Genomic DNA, 16405 nt, shown 5'->3' with positions numbered 1-16405 from the left:
AAGCAGATGGAAATGCCAGTTGCGCTCGTCGTTCGCGGCGGTCGGCGCGTGCAGTGCGATATAATAGCGCAGGCCTCGGCGAGCCAATTCGCTCCCCATTGCCTTCATGACCCTGCGGCATCCGTTGAGATCGAGATCCGCCGACAACTCGCCGGTGATCCGGCGCTGGACGATGCCGCCGCGGCCCTCGCGGAGGTGGACCAGTCCATCGGGATCATGCTCTTTCAACCAGCCGGCGCAATCGGTGATGTCGGCGTCCACCTGGAAGGGGTGCGTCCGGCTCTTCGAGCCCCCGTCCGTTCGTCCCGCCTTCTCGACCCGGTGGGCCTCCGGATCGGCCATGATCCGCTCGAGGGCGGTCATGAGCGCTGGCGGGATGTCGGGTTGCTGCATCATGGCGCGCAGCGCTTTCGGGTCGAATCGCTCGGCCAGGCAGATGCCGTCGGGATGGCCGCTGTCCTCATGGGCGAGCACGGTGGCGAAGAAGGCGCCGGCATCGCCCGGGATGTTGGTTTCGATCATCGCCGCGCCATCACCGCCGCGCGCGAGGGCTTCATCGCGCGCCACATAGCCGACATGCGCGACGGCGTCATGGACCTCGACCGGGACGGCGAGCGCGACGGCGTCTTCGCGCGTCACATAACCGACGTGGCCGACGGGATCGGCGGCCTCACCGTCATTGGTGCGGCATGCCCCATCCACCCCCTTGGTGATTTTCGTCAGCTTGAAGTGGAACGCTTGCCGCCCGTCCGGGGTGCACAGTCGGCCGACCGGCGGACGGGGCCTATGAAAGCGCGCCGGCGGCAGACCGCGCGACTGACGAGCCGGCCGCTCAGCCGCGACCTGACGCTTCGGCTGGTCGATCGTCCGGCGTCGCTGCAGGCCCATGACGTCGGTCTCGCGCCCGGTGATATCGTCATCGGACATGCGCGAGCGGTATCGCCCGATGGCGGCACGTGCGCGGGCAGCCTCGTGCGAGTTCATCTCGGCCGGGGGTTCGAAGTCGAAGGCGAGCTGTGATGTCATGGTCGATAGTGTCCACCGGATACTATCGATGCACAATAGAAATTGTGCATGACATGTGTCTCCACGGTTTATAGGATGAACCGGGAAGATTTACGGCTTATTGCCGCCACCGTCGATGACGACGGTGATTTTCGCGAAGCGACCGCTCGCCAGAGCTTTCCCTTTGTCGGGTGTGCCGCATACCCGACAAAGGTCTTGCGCAACTTGAATCGTTCGGGACTGTGTTCCCGAATAATGGGGTTAGAATGCCGGTTAATTCGCGGACCTGGGTCGACCGGGGACTGTGTTCCCCAAAAATGGGGTTAGAATGCCGCTTAATTCGCGGACCTGGATCGACCGGGGACTGTGTTCCCTAAAAATGGGATTAGAATGCCGCTTAATTCGCGGGCCTGGATCGCACCGGGGACTGTGTTCCCTAAAAATGGGATTAGAATGCCGCTTAATTCGCGGGCCTGGATCGCACCGGGGACTGTGTTCCCCAAAAATGGGGTTAGAATGCCGCTTAATTCGCGGGCCTGGATCGCACCGGGGAATGTGTTCCCCAAAAATGGGGTTAGAATGCCGCTTAATTCGCGGGCCTGGATCGCACCGGGGAATGTGTTCCCTAAAAAGGGGTTAGAATACCGCGCAGCTCGGGTTTCATGAGAACACGAACTCGAAATGGAGTAAGGCTCGCGCACAGATTTGCCAGCGAGGATCAAGACGGCGCTCGCTCGCGAGCGCAAGGCCGCCATTCCGCCGGCCGCGCTTTTCCATGCTGCCTTCACGCGAGCGCGTGACGAGGGGCTGGTCGAGCATGACGATGCATCGGCATCACCGATGGCTGACGAAGCACGCGGCGCGCCTGGCGCGCTGACGACGGGGTTCGTCCTGCCGCCGGCCGATTTCGAGAAGTCCGGTCGGCCGATCCCGCGCCCGTATTGGGATGCGGTCCGGGCCTATCCCTTCCACTGCCCACTCGATCTGCCCATCGGCGACGGGACGGACTTCGAGTGGGAGGACGATCCCATGCCGCGATATGCGAGCTATGATGAGATGATCGCGCGGGACGCGGCCTTCGCTTTCTGGGCAACCGAAGCACGGCAGCGCGTCACCAACCTGTCGATGCACGTCCGGATGATGCGGGACACGCCTCGTGATGCCGACGAGGAAATCTGGCAATGGGCCGACCGCGCCTATGCGCGCATCGTCGCCCAGACCGGCGCGGACATGCCCGACCCCGATCTGTCGCGGCTGATCGACCACGATTACGACATCCTCCTGGACGACGAACGCTGCCGCATCTGGTGGCACTGGGCGGAGCGGCATTGGGCGATCACCGGCTACCTGTCTCAGCGGCATGATTATCACCTGGCGGACGATCCGTTCGACGACGACCTCATCAACGGCTGGCTGTTCCTGCTGGTCGGCCGGCACGTCACGGACGAATGGCTGCAACCTGTTTGGCTTAGGGAACGATTGTTCGACTGGCGGATGATCCCGCTGTTTGCTGCGCCTGTGCCGGCCATTCGATATCTCGTTCCCAGGACCACGCTCGTGCCGGAGGAGGCTGGAGCCCAGCAGACTGACCCGCCGTGCCGTTGACCGTTCCCACGCGATCAATTCGACGCAAGTCGATCCAGCCTTCCCGCTTTCGTCAGGGAATAGGAAGTTGGAATGCTTTCCCAAAAACCGGTCTGTGAGATAGGCCGTGGGAAAGCTCAACCTTTAGGCGCCGATCAGTATCGCGCGCGGATGACAGCAAAGAAGCTGCGCCCAGCCTCCGGGAAGCCGTCTGTCAGCGTGTAGTATGCGTCGAACAGGTTTCGCGCACCGACACCGAGTGACAGCCGCTCGGTGAGCGCTAAGTCCGTCCGAATGTCGGCCCGGACATAGCTGCCGGTACGGTAATAAACCGGGGGCGATGCCGTGGTGACGGTGGTGCGGTTGGAGGCGAACTCGACGCTGGGGGTCAGCTCCAGTCGCGTGAACGGACGCCAACTCGCATAGACGAAGCCCTTGTCGGACGGCACGTCGGTCAACTCGAATGCGGGGATGATGACGCCGGTCTGCGGGCTGATCGTGAAATCGCGCTCGATGTGCGTGTAGTTGGCGCCCAAGTCGAGCGTCGGTCCGACCCGCGCGACGATCCCAATCTCGCCGCCATAATAGTCGGCCGAACCGAGGTTGCGGCGCTGGGACGTGTTGGCCGGGAAGCCTGCCGGACGCACCGCCACGATTGCGTTGTTGATATCGCCGTAGAACAGCGCCGCAGTGACGGTCAGCGCGCCGATCGCATGGCTGCCGCCCAGCTCGTAGTTGGTCGCACGCTCGGCATTGAGGCCGGGGTTCGACGCGGCGGTTCCGAATTGCGTCGAGAAACGCTCGAACAGCGTGGGGAAGCGAGCGCGTGAGGAAATGCTGGCATAGAGCCGGCTGCTCTCGACAGGCTTCCACTCGATCCGCCCTTGCGCGTTCCAGGCATCGGCGTTGCGTAGCGGATAGCTGAAGATGCGCGCCGCGCCGCCCGTGGGCGGGGTGCCATATTCCTCCGCGCGTGACAGGTCACGCCAGTCGTAGCTCGCGCCCAGCGTCAGCACGAAGGTCGGGGTCAGGTCGCGGGCATATTCGCCAGCGATGCTGTAGGTGTCCTCGACGCTGCGCTGGCGGGGTTCGGTGAAACCGCTGGGGAAGCCCTGCTGAAACTCGTCATGCTGGTCGCGCCGATAGTGGACGGCGAGCGACAGCCGGTCCGCATCGGTCGGGCGCAGCGCCAGCTCGGCCGAGCCGCCCCAGGACTCGTCCTCGTAATAACTGTTGAACGCGCGGGCGCGGGTCTGTGTGGTTTGCGTCCGGTCGTCGAAGGCGCTGAGCAAATTGTCGAAGGTGTTGCGATAGACGCGCGTGCGCAGCGTCGCGCGGTCGCCCAGCGCGGTCGTGGAGAGGAAGTAGATGCTCTCAATGTTCCAATAGGGCCAGCTCCAGTTGCGCTGGGTGCTGATCGGGTCGGTGATATGGAGGGGCGCGTTCTTCTCGCCTTCCTGCCGGGTGTAGCTGAGCGAATATTCGTCGGTCGCGTTTGGCGTGAAACCGACCTTGGCGTTCACGCGCCAGTCGCGGGTCGCCGAGAAGTCGCGCGCGCCCCCGTTCTCGTTCGCGGTCGGCGTGAAGCTGCCCGGCAAATCCCAATGGTCGGTGTCGTTCATCGCGTAGCTTGCCTGCGCGTACCAGCGATCCCGCCGGGTGCCGATAAGGCCGAAGGCGTTGTAGCCGGCATAGTCCAGCCCACGATCGAGGTTGAGCTGGGCACGACCTTCGATCTCCAGTGTCTTGGTCGGCTTGCGGGTGACGAGGTTGACCGCGCCGCCCATCGCACCGGGGCCGTCCAGTACCGACGCATAGCCCTTGGCGACCTGGATCTGCGCCACGTCGGGGGTCAGGAAGCGGCCATAGTCGAGGCGGTTATCGGCGGGCAGATAGACGCGGATGCCGTCGATTGACACCGGCACCTGGAAGCGGTCGAAGCCGCGCACGAACAGCAACCGCTCGTTGCGCGATCCGCCGCTGTTGCCGGCGGTAACGCCGGGGATCAGGTTCGCCGCCTCGTCCAGCGACTGGCGATCGAACTTGTAGATCGCCTCCTGCCCGACCGACTCGCTGCCGATCTCAACACCTTCGGGACGCGCTCCGGTGACGATGATCTCGCCGAGCCGGAAGCTGTTGTCCTGCGCGTCGCGCGCTGCTGGGGGCGCCTCCTGCGCGAGTGCTGGCATGGCGGAGGAAGCAAGCCACAGGGCTGCGGACAGCGTGATGCGCATCGAGAATTCCCCTTTTCGTGATCGGGCCGGCTGTTACGGTCCTCGATCATCTATATACGGTCAGATATATAGCTGTTGGAGGAGTTGCCGCCGATGATCAATGCCCTGTTTGCCGCCTTGCTCTTGCAGACCGCTCCTGCCGCACACGATGTCTGTCCCGTGGTCGTCCCGCCGCCCGAGGAGATGGCGAGCTGGGCCGCACCGCGGTCACTCGATGCGGGACGCACGGCTGCCGGTGCGGCCGTGCTGACGCCGGGGGCGGCAGTGATGGCGCGTCTCTCTTCGACCCCGGACGTGCGCTACGTCGTCCGGCCGGAAAAGCCGGGCGGTTCGGTCAGCCATGGCGGCCTGTTCACCTTCACCGTCGCGACGCCCGGCCGCTACCGCATTGCGTTGGGATCGGCCGCATGGATCGACGTGCTGGCCGACGGCAAGCCGGCGACCTCGGTCGCGCACGGTCACGGCCCGGCCTGCACCGGCATCCGCAAGATGGTCGACTTCGATCTGGGTGCCGGGCGGTACGTCCTTCAGGTCGCCGGCAACGGCACTGCCGCGCTGCCGCTGATGGTGACGAAGCTGCCCGCGTGATCGGACGGGCGGCGCTGGCGCTGGGGGCGCTGGTCCTGACGGCTGCGGTCGCCGCCCCGTGGCGGTGGTCGCTGCCCGCAGGCGTTGCCGCGCCGATTGTCCCGGCGGACAATCCTATGTCGGCGGCCAAGGTCGCGCTCGGGCGGCGGCTCTTCTACGACGCGGACCTGTCGATCGACGGCACCATGTCGTGCGCGAGCTGCCATGAGCAGAAGCACGCCTTTGCGGACGGCAACGCGACGCGGCCCGGCGTCCATGGCGATCCCGGGCGCCGCAACGTACCCGGTCTCGCCAATGTCGCATGGCTGTCGAGCCTGACCTCGGCCGACCCGCGCGTCACGACACTGGAGGCGCAGGCGATGATCCCGATCTTCGGCCTGACGCCGGTCGAGATGGGGATGCATGGCAGGGAGCAGGAAATCCCGAGGCGTCTGGCGCGTGACGCCTGCTACCGCCGTCAATTCCGCGCTGCGTTTCCCGAGCGCCGTGGGAGGATCGACATGGCCAGTGTCGCGATGGCGCTGGCGAACTTCGAGCGCACGATGGTGTCGTTCGACACGCCCGCCGATCGTGGCGAGCTGCCACCTGAAGCCAGGGCCGGCAAGGCGGTGTTCGGCCGTAGCTGCGCCGGCTGTCATTCCGGTCCCCATCTTACCGATGGGCGCTTCCACGCTATCCTGTCCGTCAACCCGTCGGATCGCGGTCTGGCGGAGGTAACGGGCCGCGCCGAGGATGAAGGGCGCTTTCGCACGCCGTCCCTGCGCAATGTTGCCGTGACGGGGCCGTGGTTCCATGACGGCTCCGCGCCCACGCTCCGTGACGCCATTGCCCGCCATCCCGTCAAGCTGGACGCTACCGATACCGACCGCCTGCTCGCCTATCTGGAGGCGCTGACCGATCACGGCTTCATCGAAAGTCCCGCCTTCGCATATCCGGACGATCCCTGCGGCGGCAATTGACGACGCCGCCACAGGGACGTCGAGCGGTCATAGGCGGAAGCGGATCGTCCCGCCGATCGTGCGCGGATCGCTGGGGGTGCCGATGATCAGGCCGGAATTGCCCGCCTGGATCGTCAGGTTCTGGATATAGTCGGCGTCGAGCAGGTTGCGCGCCCAGACGATCAACTCCAGACCGTCGGCGAAGCGATAGCCGATGTTGGCGTTGGTCAGGTTGTAGCCGCGGATGTAGGTGAATTGCGACAGGCTGGGATCGCCGTTGAAGCCGCTGCGCGAGGCGGTATCGACATGGACGAAGACCTGTCCGTTACCCACGGCTCGCTGGTAATCCAGCCCGGCGGTAATCGCGAAGCGGGGCAGCGATGCGAGGCGGCGGCCGGTCAGGCTGCACCGCGTCGTGGCGGCGGTCTGGACCTCAAGCGGGCACGGCCCGGCGGGGTAGTCGGTATATTCCCCGTCCGAATAGGCGACGCTGGTGCGCGCGCTGAGGCCCGGCAGGATGAGGGCGGTCACGTCCGCCTCGATCCCCTTCACCGTCACCTGCGGGATGTTGGACAGATAGCCGCGCAACTGCACCGTCTGGGTCAGCGAGTTCTCGACCACGGTCGCCTGGAAGTCTCGGACCTTGGTGTAGAAGCCGTCGATGTTGAAGATCAGCCGGTTGTCGAACAGCGTGTTCTTCAACCCGACCTCATACGTCTCGTTGCGTTCGGGCCGCACGACGGCGGTCGCCAGCACCGGCCGATTGTTGCTGTCGAGCGGCAGGCCCGACATGTTGATCCCGCCCGATTTGAAGCCCCGCGCATAGCTCGCATAGGCCATCGTCGTGTCGGTCACCTGCCAGGCGAGGTTTCCGCGTCCCGACAGGCTGCCGTCGCTGTCATGCGCCTCATAGCTTTGCGGGCGCAGCACGCCGAGACGCGCGTTGATGAGCGCGGTGTTGGTCGTCGCCGGGCCGCCGGAGACGGTGGTGGTGTAATAGCCGTCCTTGTCCTCCTGCGTGTAGCGCAGGCCGATCGTCGCGGTCAGGCGATCGAGGAACCGGTAATTGACCTCGCCGAACGCGGCATAGCTCAGGCTGCGGAAGTCGGTGCGGCCGTCCTGCCCGTAGCCATCGAGCAGGTTGGAGGGCACCGCCGTCGTCACCTGGTTCGGAGCGGTGCCGGTCGTGACGCTCGTGCCGATCAGATAGCGTGCCGCGGCAGGACCGTAGATGCTGATCGGCCGCCCGGTCAGCCGCTGGCGAAAGCCGTAGAGGCCGACGACGTAGGACAGCGGCCCGGTGCCGTTCGAGGCGAGGCGCAGTTCCTGGCTATACTGATCCTGCCGCGAGGGGATGTGCTGCGAGAGCTGGACGGGAATGCCGGTATAGTCGCGGTCGTTCTCCGCATCCCAGTTCCAGAAGCGCCATGCCGTCACTGAGGTCAGCGTGACCGGACCCAGGTTCCAGTCGGTGATCGCGCTGACGCCGCCCTCGTTGGTGTCGACGCCGAGCGGCCCGTCAATGTCCGTCACGCGATCATAGGCGTTCGTGCTGGCAGGCGTGTAGCCGAACTGCGCGGCGAGGCCGTTCGGCCCGCCGAACTGGCGATTGGCCGCCCGCAGGCTCGTGCCGGTGCGCAGATACACCTGCCCACAGCAATAGGCCTGGAAGTTGGTAAAGTCGGCGATGACACGCATCTGGATCGTATCGTCGGGCTTGAACAGCAACTGCCCCCGCACCGCCTGCGTGCCGAGCGTGTTGGTATCGCGGCCGGTGCGAATGTTGTCGATCACGCCATCGCGCCGCGTCGACACGCCCGAGATGCGGTAGGCGATCGTGTCGGTGATCGGTCCCGACGCCCAGCCTTTCGCCTGCATGAAATTATAGGCGCCATAGGACAGCTCGGCGAAGCCCTCGCGGGTGAAGGTCGGCGCGCGCGTGGTGATGTTGAGCGCGCCGGCGGTCGTGTTCTTGCCGAACAGCGTGCCCTGCGGCCCGCGCAGTTCCTCGACCTGCTCGATATCGGCGAAGTCGAATGCGGCGGTAGCGGGACGGGCGTGATAGACCTGATCGACATAGAAGCCGACGCCCGGCTCCAGCCCGTCGTTCGCCTGACTGACCGCGACGACGCTCGATCCAAGCCCGCGGATCGTGAAGGCGGTGTTGCGCGGATTGGCCGAGCTGTAGTTCAGCGTCGGGATCAGCGTCGTCAGCCCCTGCGTGTTGACGGTGTAGCTCTGGTCGATCAGGTCGCCGCCCACCACCGACAGCGCGGCCGGCACCCGCTGCGCATCCTCCGCGCGCCGGCGCGCGGTGACGATGACTTCGGGAAGGCCGTCACCCGCCGCCTCGTCGGGCGTCGCCTGGGGCGCTGCCGGGCCAGCGGTCTGCGCGAGAGCAGGCCCGCTGAAGGCAAGCATGGTGGTGGCGCAAAGAAACGCTGCGAACCGCTTCGACATCGACGAATACCCCTGATCGCGGTCCCTGTCGCCGCTTTATGTTCGGGTGTATATCGACTGTGTATCTGGCCGTATATAGAGAGTTGGGCGGAGACGGTCGCTATGAAGCGTTCGGGACCGGCTCGGTGCGAAGATGCGCACGCAGCCGGGCATAGGCGGGGCGATCGGCGGCTGCGGCGGCCTCGCGCTCCATTTCGCGATAGGCGTCGAGGACGGCGAGGCCGGTCGCGCTGACCTTCGCCCCGCGCTCGCGACCGCCGCCCTTGATCGTCTCGACCAGCACCGGATCGAAGCAGCGGTTCATCTCGTCGACCAGCAGCCAAGCGCGGCGGTAGCTCATGCCGAGCGCGCGGCCCGCGCCACTGATCGACCCCTCGGCGATGATGGCCTCCAGCAGATCGGCCTTGCCCGGCCCGATGGCCAGCGCATCGCCGCACGCGATCTGGATCTTCAGCCAGAGCGGGCCGAGCTTCATGTTACTTGCCGATCATCACGTCGCTGGCCTTGATGATGACGGTGACCGTCTCACCGGTCGCCAAACCGAGGTCGGCAATTGCTTCCTCGGTGATGTTCGCGGTGACGATGTTGCCGCCTCCGATATCGACCTTGATCGAGCCGTTCACCGCTCCCGGCGTGATCGAGGTAATCGTGCCGGAGATCTGATTGCGTGCGCTGATCTTCATGATGACCCTTCGGTTGGATACCCTTGGGTCTTACGCTGCCTGGCAATGGATCGCCATTGGTCAATCTGCCCGGGGTATTGAGCTACGGGCAATCTTGCCGGTTGCTGCGTGTACGGTCGATCAGGGAGCGACCCGATACAACGGGAGCGATACGCCAAGCCGCGTCAGCATGGACTGGAAATCTTCCACGCCGAAACGATCGTCTTCCGTCACCAGTCCCAGGATCGTGCCGTTGCCTTGGGTCGCGTGAGGCAGGATCGCATCGATCGCGGCTTCCAGCGGATCGAAAAGCCGCCAGTCGGGACGTGCCCGCTCCATGTACGAACGCAACCACGGCAAATGCGTGCTCGAAAGGGTGAGGGCGGTAATTCCCGGCCGGCTCCGGGCCAGCGCGCCAAAAAAGGCGTTGACCTCCTTTTGCGTTCGCTCCCGGTCGAAGAGGAATGCCCCACTCTCCACTAGATCGACCAATGATGATGCGTCCACCAGATGTACCCGCCCGGCATCGTTGCCAGCCTGTGCGTCGGCATATGCGCGCAATTCCGGGCTGCGAACCATCGACGCGACCCCAAGCACCGCAACATCGCCGCCTCCCGAGTCGTGCAGCGCCTCGGCGATCGGCGGCCGAACGCCGAAAATCGGCCGATCGATCTCGCCGATCAGGTCATCCAGTACCGTGATCGATGGCGCATTGGACGCAACTAGCACTGCTGAGGGTTCGAAAGTGTCGAGATAGCTGAGCGTCCGCCCAAGGATGGCAAGCAGTTCCGCTCGGCCCTTATTACCATAGGGAAAGCTGGCCCGATCGGCGAAGTAAAGAATGTCCTGATCGGGCAAGCGATAGCGGATCGCGGCCACGGCCGCGTAACTTCCGATACCGGCATCAAAAACCGCTATCGGCTGAACAAGACGTGGAAGTTCCGAATGAACCGGGGCCGTCAGGTTGGTCACTCTATGCTCCACCTCAGCCCAGCACGCCCATGCGATCGCGATAGCGCGCGACACGTGCCCGTGCGCAATGGACGACCGCATCCCAGTTGACGCTGCGGAACTCAAGCCGATCCATATCCTCCTTCAGGATATCGATGGGTACGCCCTGTCCATAGCGTTGGCCGGAAGTGGCGGGCGCATGGCCCGCAGCCTGATCGAGATTGCGGTCGGGGATGCGGCGGCGGCGGCCTTCGCGCTTCATGCTGTGCCGGGTCGAGTAAAACGCCTTGTCCGTATCGGTGATTCCCAGCCGGCGCAGCTCGTCGTTGATGGTTCGCGACAGATAGGTGTAGCGGTTGCCGTACTTGGCGGGCTTCAGATCGTCGAAGAGCCAGGGCGCGCGACGTGCTTGCTGGACGGCGACGAAGTCGAGAAAGCCGCCCTCCAGGACAATCCAATGCAACGGGACGTCGCGCTGCGATTGCAGGGTCTTGAGACGGCGACGGGCTTGCGGTGTGCCATCCTCGTTTTGCTGCGCATGGCGATCGGCGCGGAACCGCATGATCCAGTCGCCTTCCTCCTGCACGATTTCGTGTGGCTTGAGCTGGCAGTGCTCGCCTGGGCGAGAGCCGTGGAAGGGCGCGAGGAACAGGATCCAGAACATGGTGTCCGAGCAGGCATCCGGATCGGTCATCAGACGCGAATTGTAGATGAGCGCCATCTCATGGTCGTTGAAGTGGTCGCGTTCGGTGCCGGTATGGCGGGCGCCTTCGACGGTGATGCCCTCGGCGACGTTGACCGGAACCCACTCATATTCCTTCGCGACCGACAAGAGCGCCTTGATCGCCGCGACATGTTTGCCGACTGAGGGCGGGGACAGCTTGGGCAGCTTTTGCGCAGCAGCTATTTTGATCTGCTCGTGGGCGGGCAGTGCCTTGATGCTCTTCTTCACCCGCGAAGGCAGTTTGGCGCACAGGTCGCGGTATTTGCGGACGTCCCCGGCCGTGATTGCCGTGACCGGCTTGGTGCCGATCAGATCCTCGAAGCGTCGCACGGCGAGCAGCCATTCGTCCGCGGATTTCAGCGCCTCGCCTTCGGCGAGGTTATGCTTTGCACGCCATTGCGCGTACAGCGCACGAAGCGATCGATCCGGCGCGTCTCCGGCTTGTGGGGCGGGGGTGCTCTGCTCGGTCAGATAGGAGCCCATCGCGGTCGCCATGGGATTGAGCACGAGGTCGGCATCTTCGGGCCAGTGCATAAAGCGGTGCTCGGCCAGGTGTCGCAGCACCCGCTCGACGATCGCGTCGAACAACGCCCCGCGCGTGACCAGGGTCATGCCTGCAGCATGGGCCACCAGTTGCGCTTCGAACGCGGCGGCCTTCCAGTCGCGGGCCGCGAGCAGACCGCGCGCAACCTCGCGGAACGCCGCGCCCTGATAGCTCGGCTGACCTTCGAATGCTTCGATCTGCGCGGAAGCGAGCTTGCGATGATCGAGTGTCTGGAACGCCGATCCGGCTTCTGGCGGCAGGTCTGGCGCGAACTCCGGCGTATCGTCTTCCGCATCCGGGTCGATCGCGCTGAAGCGTTGCCGTTGCGCCGCCGCCGCGTGCTTTCCGCCCCAGCCCAGTCTCACGCGGAAGCTCAGGACCTTCAATATCGCATAAGTCACATTGTCGAGACCACGCGCCATATCGAAGTTGAGGCCGATCGACGCCTGATGGACGATATTGGAGCGGGCGAGGGCGGTCATACCGCGCGCGACGATTTCGTCCGCCCGGTCGCCGACCGACGCGGCCTCCTGCACATCGAGCCCAGCCATGTAGCGGCGGATTTCCGCCAGCTTCTCGGCATGGCGCAAGCGCGCTTCACTCTCGTCGCTGGTTTCGAGGGAATACTTCCATTCGCGTTTGCCCGCGGCAAGGCGATAGCGTTCCGGCACGACCATGCGGAACCACCACATTCTCGACTTGGGATGACGGTACAGCCCAGCCACTCGAACCCTCATTTGTACCACCCTTTTGTACCACCGGGTGGGCTGAGCGTCGATAGATTGTACCTAAATCCGCCAATTTCCGCCAAAAAGGCCGGAAAATGGTGACCCCTACGGGAATCGAACCCGTGTTTCAGCCGTGAAAGGGCCGCGTCCTAACCGCTAGACGAAGGGGCCGCCGGATGGCGTGGAGGGGCCTCTAAGGGAGGGGGTGGGAACGGTCAAGGGCTTTTTTCAATTCCGTTTCAATCAGCCCAGGCGGCGTCCTCGACATGGAGTTCTGCGACGTCGCGGCCCGACCAGTCGTCCAATTTGGCACGTCCGGCCAGCCAGAGGCGGCGGGTGCTGCCCGTACCCAGGAGGGCTTGGCCGAGTGCCGTGTCGGCGTGGCGGAAGGCCATGGCTTTCAGGCTGCGCCCGTCGGGACCCGCCACGATCGCGCGGACATGGTTGGTGCCGACCAGATCGGCGCGGATGACTCGGAAGGGGCCCGCCGCCACCCGGGGGGCGGGCCAGCCCATGCCATAGGGCCCACCGGCCTCCATCGCACCTACCAGCGCGGGGTTCACGCCGCCGGGTGCCAGCACGGCGTCGAGCAGCAGCGCGCGACCGGCGCTGGCCTGTACGACGGCGGCGGCGAGGCGGTCTTCCAGGAAATCGGCGAGTTCGGCGATCCGTCCCGCCTCGACCGTCAGGCCCGCCGCCATCGCATGGCCGCCGCCCGCGATCAGCAGGCCGTGTTCCTTGGCCGCCAGGATCGCCGCGCCCAGGTCGACGCCGCTGATCGAGCGGCCCGAGCCCTTGCCGATGCCGTTCTCGTCCACCGCGATGACGATGGCGGGGCGGTCAAGCTTTTCCTTCAGCCGCCCGGCGACGATGCCGATAACGCCGGGATGCCAGCCTTCGCCCGACACGATGGCGACCTGACGGGCGCGATCGACGCCGGTTTCCGCGATGGCTTGTACCCCCGCCTCGATCGCGCGGCGTTCGTCGTTGAAATGGTTGAGTTCCTCCGCGATCGCGCGCGCTTCGGCCGGGTCGTCGGTGGTCAGCAGCCTTACGCCCAGATCGGCCCGCCCGACGCGCCCGCCCGCATTGATGCGGGGACCGAGCGCAAAGCCCAGATCGGTGCAGGTCGGCGCGCGGGTCAGCCGGGCCGCCTCGGTCAGCGCGGCCAGGCCGATATTGCGCCGCTGCGCCATGACCTTCAGCCCCTGCGCCACGAAGGCACGGTTGAGGCCGCGCAAGGGGGCGACGTCCGCCACCGTGCCCAGCGCCACCAGATCGAGCAGGTCGAGCAGCCGGGGCTCGGCCCGGTCGGCGAAGAAGCCGCGTGTCCGCAGCGTCCGGATCAGCGCCGCACCCAGCAGGAAGCACACGCCCACCGCCGCGAGATGGCCGTGCGCGGCCCCCTCCACCTCGTCCAGCCGATTGGGGTTCACCACCGCATGGGCGAGGGGCAGTTCGGTAGCGCATTTGTGGTGATCGACCACCATCACCTCGATCCCGGCGGCATGGGCGGCGGCCAGCGGCTCGAAGGCCTGCGCGCCGCAATCGACGGTGACGATCAGCGTCGCTCCCTCTGCCTGCAACCGTAACAAGGCGGCTTCGGTCGGGCCATAGCCCTCGGTCATCCGGTCGGGGATATAGGCGCGTGGGGTGAGCCCCAGGTCGCGGAGCAGCCGGACCATTACCGCCGCCGAGGTCGCACCGTCCACGTCATAATCGCCGAAGATCGCCACCGCCTCACGCGCGATCACCGCATCGGCGAGCCGCTGGGCGGCGCGGTCCATGTCGCGGAAGATCGAGGGGTCGGGCATGAACCCCCGGATCGAGGGCGTGCGGTGCGCCTCGACCGCATCGGGGGGGCAGCCGCGCGCAAGAAGAAGCTGCGCGACCAGATCGTCATGCCCCATGCCGTCGCGCGCATCGGCGGCGAGCGCACGCCAGCGCCAGGGCTGGCCCAGGATCGATTGGGCGATGCCGAGAACCTCGGTCATGGGCGGATCACGAAATGCGGGAACGTCACGCGAACGCCATGCCATGCGGGGTAGAGTCGCGACAAGGGGGGCGGCGATGCGCAGCCGGGATCAGCTGACCCAGTTTCCTTCGCGAAACCATTTGGTGATGACGTATTTGGTGCCCTCGACGACCGGCATCCCTTCGTGAAGGGTCATCTCATTGGGGCTGCCGTCCAGCTTCATATTGTTCCAGGCGAGCAACAGGCCGCGGCGCGGGGCGACGCGGATGCCCGCCTGGGGGAACCAAGTCGCCCCGCCTTCGGGCACGTCGTTGAGGTAGATCATCGCGGTCCAGGTCCGCTGTCCGCCATGGACGCGCACCTTTTCCCAATAGCTTTCGCTTTCGTGGAAATAATCGTGGTGGGCGCGGAACTGCTGGCCGGGGGCGTAACGCTGTCCCTGCATCGTCTCGCCCTGTTCGGGGGAAATGCCCAGCAGCGCGGCGATCGACTCGTCGATCGGCTGAACATCCGGCGACCAGCGGGCCATGTCGCAGCTTTCCGAGGTGCGGAAGCCGTAATCGGGCCGATCGGACAACAGCGTCGAGGGGCGCCGATTGGAATCGATCATCGCCATCAGCTTGTCGCACTGATCGGGCGTCAGAAAGTCGGGCTGGTAATAGATTTGCGCCGTGTCGGTCGTCACGCGGGTGACCGCCGGATTGGCGTCGAGATGCTGAGCGACGCTGACCCCGAACTGCGCGCGCAAGGGGGAGGCGGCGGGGTTGCCCTTGGGCTTCCTCGAGAAGAACGACATGGACGGGATGTGCGACGATGTGCGGACAAAGGCAAGGGGGAGGGAGCCGTCACGCCCCCTCCCGCATGCCTTTACCAGAAGATGTCGTACACCACGTCGACGACCAGCCCGCTGCGCAGGTCGACCAGGATCGCGTCGTTATAATAACGGACCCAGCGATAGGAGCCATAGGCGGGCGGCAGGCGATAGGCATAGGGATCGTCCAGCCAATAGCTTTGGCCGAAGAACACCGGGTCGATGATTACCCCGCTGGAAAAACGCCTATAATCATAGTCGCGGAAGGGCGAGTAATAGCGGGGCAGGTGATAGGCGCCCCGGTTCAGCGATCGCCATTGCATCCAGTCATAGCGCCGGTCGCGCCGCCAGCCGCGATTCCACTGATCCGCCCAGGCGCGCCGCTCGGCAAAGCCATAGGCTTGGTCGGAATGATCGCGCCAGTCGCCATAGCTGCGCTGCCAGCGATCGCGGTCCTCGCGCTGGCGGCGCTGTTGGTCACGCCAGCGCTGGTCCTGTCCCGGATCGCGGGCCGGACCAGCCCCCGGACCGCCCCCCGGAACACCCCAGCGCGGGCCACGGTCGTCGCGCCAGCCGCCGCGATCGATCCGCACGCCGCCGGGGCCGCGATCGGGGCGGGTCTGGTCCGGCGCGAGGCCGGGACGGGGGCCGCCGCCGAAACCGCCGCGATTGCCCCAGTCGCCACGATCGCTTGGGCTGGGAGGTGCGACCGGTTGGGGCGCGGGTTGAGGGGCGCGCGGGGCCTCCGCATGGTCGGGGCGGAAGGCGGGGCGGTTCTCCGGAAAGTATTCGCGATTGTGGAAGATCGGGCGGCCTTCGCTGCGCTCCAGACGACCGGCAGGGCCGCCGGGGCCACCGGGCCTCGGTCCACCTTCGGGCCGACCGCGTGGGCCCTGATCGATCATTTGCTGCGCCGCCGCCATGGCGGGCATCGCGCCCGTAACCATCGTCGTCGCCGCCAGCAGTGCCGCCATCCAACGCCTGTTCATCGTCCTCAACCCCATGTGTCGGCGCACGAGCCGACCCCGATCATAGGACGAACTCTGCCCCATCCGCGTTGAGCGGATGCTGAACCCCTTTGTCAGCTTGGCGAAAGAATTGGGTAGCGGTCCTCATGGTTCTTCGCGCGGGCCCTGGCCGGGGACCAGTGCGGGGACGGCGCGGGCGGCATCGGCGGGATCGGTGCCGGGCAGGGGGGGGG

At 65.7% G+C, this 16405-nt stretch carries 13 protein-coding genes and 1 tRNA gene; 3 read left to right on the top strand and 11 right to left on the bottom strand.

Annotation, left to right across the window (positions count from 1 at the left end; translation table 11 throughout):
* Window positions 1-1026, bottom strand: a 1026-nt coding sequence (locus SM191_RS18370) for a hypothetical protein (RefSeq protein ID WP_341507465.1), incomplete at its 3' end; no start/stop codon positions are given.
* 684 nt (window positions 1027-1710) lie between these two features.
* Between SM191_RS18370 and SM191_RS18365 the strand changes: the two genes are divergently transcribed.
* Window positions 1711-2610 carry a hypothetical protein gene (locus SM191_RS18365; RefSeq protein ID WP_341507464.1) on the top strand — a complete coding sequence of 300 codons (900 nt, stop codon included), beginning with the start codon at window positions 1711-1713 and terminating at the stop codon, window positions 2608-2610.
* Window positions 2611-2744: 134 nt separating this feature from the next.
* Here SM191_RS18365 and SM191_RS18360 read toward each other — a convergent pair whose 3' ends face one another.
* Window positions 2745-4823 carry a TonB-dependent receptor plug domain-containing protein gene (locus SM191_RS18360; protein ID WP_341507463.1) on the bottom strand — a complete coding sequence of 693 codons (2079 nt, stop codon included), beginning with the start codon at window positions 4821-4823 and terminating at the stop codon, window positions 2745-2747.
* A 93-nt stretch (window positions 4824-4916) separates the two neighbouring features.
* Here SM191_RS18360 and SM191_RS18355 point away from each other — a divergent pair, with 93 nt between their 5' ends.
* Together SM191_RS18355 and SM191_RS18350 are read left to right on the top strand one after the other, a co-directional pair.
* Window positions 4917-5411: a homogentisate 1,2-dioxygenase gene (locus SM191_RS18355; RefSeq protein WP_341507462.1), complete on the top strand. Its 495-nt coding sequence runs from the start codon at window positions 4917-4919 to the stop codon at window positions 5409-5411.
* The gene (locus SM191_RS18350; RefSeq protein ID WP_445949886.1) at window positions 5411-6370 is read left to right on the top strand and encodes a cytochrome-c peroxidase; all 960 of its coding nucleotides are present in this window, start codon (window positions 5411-5413) and stop codon (window positions 6368-6370) included. Before SM191_RS18355 ends, SM191_RS18350 begins: the two co-directional genes overlap by 1 nt.
* A 27-nt stretch (window positions 6371-6397) precedes the next feature.
* On the opposite strand, the gene SM191_RS18345 is transcribed toward SM191_RS18350, so the two are convergent.
* The 9 genes from SM191_RS18345 to SM191_RS18305 form a co-directional block, all read right to left on the bottom strand.
* Entirely contained in the window at window positions 6398-8809 is a 2412-nt protein-coding gene (locus SM191_RS18345) for a TonB-dependent receptor (RefSeq protein WP_341507459.1), read from the bottom strand.
* A 100-nt stretch (window positions 8810-8909) separates the two neighbouring features.
* Window positions 8910-9284 (bottom strand): winged helix-turn-helix domain-containing protein, encoded by a 375-nt coding sequence (locus tag SM191_RS18340; protein ID WP_341507458.1) that lies wholly within the window; start codon window positions 9282-9284, stop codon window positions 8910-8912.
* 1 nt (window position 9285) lies between these two features.
* Complete coding sequence (locus SM191_RS18335; protein WP_294236587.1) at window positions 9286-9492, bottom strand: TOBE domain-containing protein; 207 nt, start codon at window positions 9490-9492, stop codon at window positions 9286-9288.
* Between the two features lie 120 nt (window positions 9493-9612).
* On the bottom strand, window positions 9613-10443 hold the full coding sequence (locus SM191_RS18330) for a glutamate racemase (protein WP_341507457.1): 831 nt from the start codon (window positions 10441-10443) through the stop codon (window positions 9613-9615).
* A gap of 13 nt (window positions 10444-10456) precedes the next feature.
* The gene (locus SM191_RS18325) at window positions 10457-12415 is read right to left on the bottom strand and encodes a DUF6538 domain-containing protein (protein ID WP_341507456.1); all 1959 of its coding nucleotides are present in this window, start codon (window positions 12413-12415) and stop codon (window positions 10457-10459) included.
* A gap of 99 nt (window positions 12416-12514) precedes the next feature.
* Window positions 12515-12589, bottom strand: a tRNA-Glu gene (locus SM191_RS18320).
* Window positions 12590-12657: 68 nt separating this feature from the next.
* Window positions 12658-14412 carry a single-stranded-DNA-specific exonuclease RecJ gene (recJ, locus tag SM191_RS18315; RefSeq protein ID WP_341507455.1) on the bottom strand — a complete coding sequence of 585 codons (1755 nt, stop codon included), beginning with the start codon at window positions 14410-14412 and terminating at the stop codon, window positions 12658-12660.
* Window positions 14413-14502: 90 nt separating this feature from the next.
* A complete protein-coding gene (locus SM191_RS18310; RefSeq protein WP_307001478.1) occupies window positions 14503-15189 on the bottom strand; it encodes a prolyl hydroxylase family protein in 687 nt (228 codons plus the stop codon).
* A 71-nt stretch (window positions 15190-15260) separates the two neighbouring features.
* Entirely contained in the window at window positions 15261-16193 is a 933-nt protein-coding gene (locus SM191_RS18305; RefSeq protein ID WP_341507454.1) for an RcnB family protein, read from the bottom strand.
* Between the last annotated feature and the right edge of the window lie 212 nt (window positions 16194-16405).

Source organism: Sphingomonas sp. 2378 (assembly GCF_038084995.1).
Lineage (GTDB): Bacteria > Pseudomonadota > Alphaproteobacteria > Sphingomonadales > Sphingomonadaceae > Sphingomonas.
Note: the sequence above shows the minus strand (reverse complement) of the source record. Positions and strands in the feature narration are given on the sequence as shown.

Bases quoted from the DNA above. Each gene is read 5' to 3' on its own strand.
- SM191_RS18360 (WP_341507463.1), bottom strand. From the start codon at position 4,823: ATGCGCATCACGCTGTCCGCAGCCCTGTGGCTTGCTTCCTCCGCCATG.
- SM191_RS18355 (WP_341507462.1), top strand. From the start codon at position 4,917: ATGATCAATGCCCTGTTTGCCGCCTTGCTCTTGCAGACCGCTCCTGCC.
- SM191_RS18345 (WP_341507459.1), bottom strand. From the start codon at position 8,809: ATGTCGAAGCGGTTCGCAGCGTTTCTTTGCGCCACCACCATGCTTGCC.
- SM191_RS18340 (WP_341507458.1), bottom strand. From the start codon at position 9,284: ATGAAGCTCGGCCCGCTCTGGCTGAAGATCCAGATCGCGTGCGGCGAT.
- SM191_RS18335 (WP_294236587.1), bottom strand. From the start codon at position 9,492: ATGAAGATCAGCGCACGCAATCAGATCTCCGGCACGATTACCTCGATC.
- recJ (WP_341507455.1), bottom strand. From the start codon at position 14,412: ATGACCGAGGTTCTCGGCATCGCCCAATCGATCCTGGGCCAGCCCTGG.
- SM191_RS18310 (WP_307001478.1), bottom strand. From the start codon at position 15,189: ATGTCGTTCTTCTCGAGGAAGCCCAAGGGCAACCCCGCCGCCTCCCCC.
- SM191_RS18305 (WP_341507454.1), bottom strand. From the start codon at position 16,193: ATGAACAGGCGTTGGATGGCGGCACTGCTGGCGGCGACGACGATGGTT.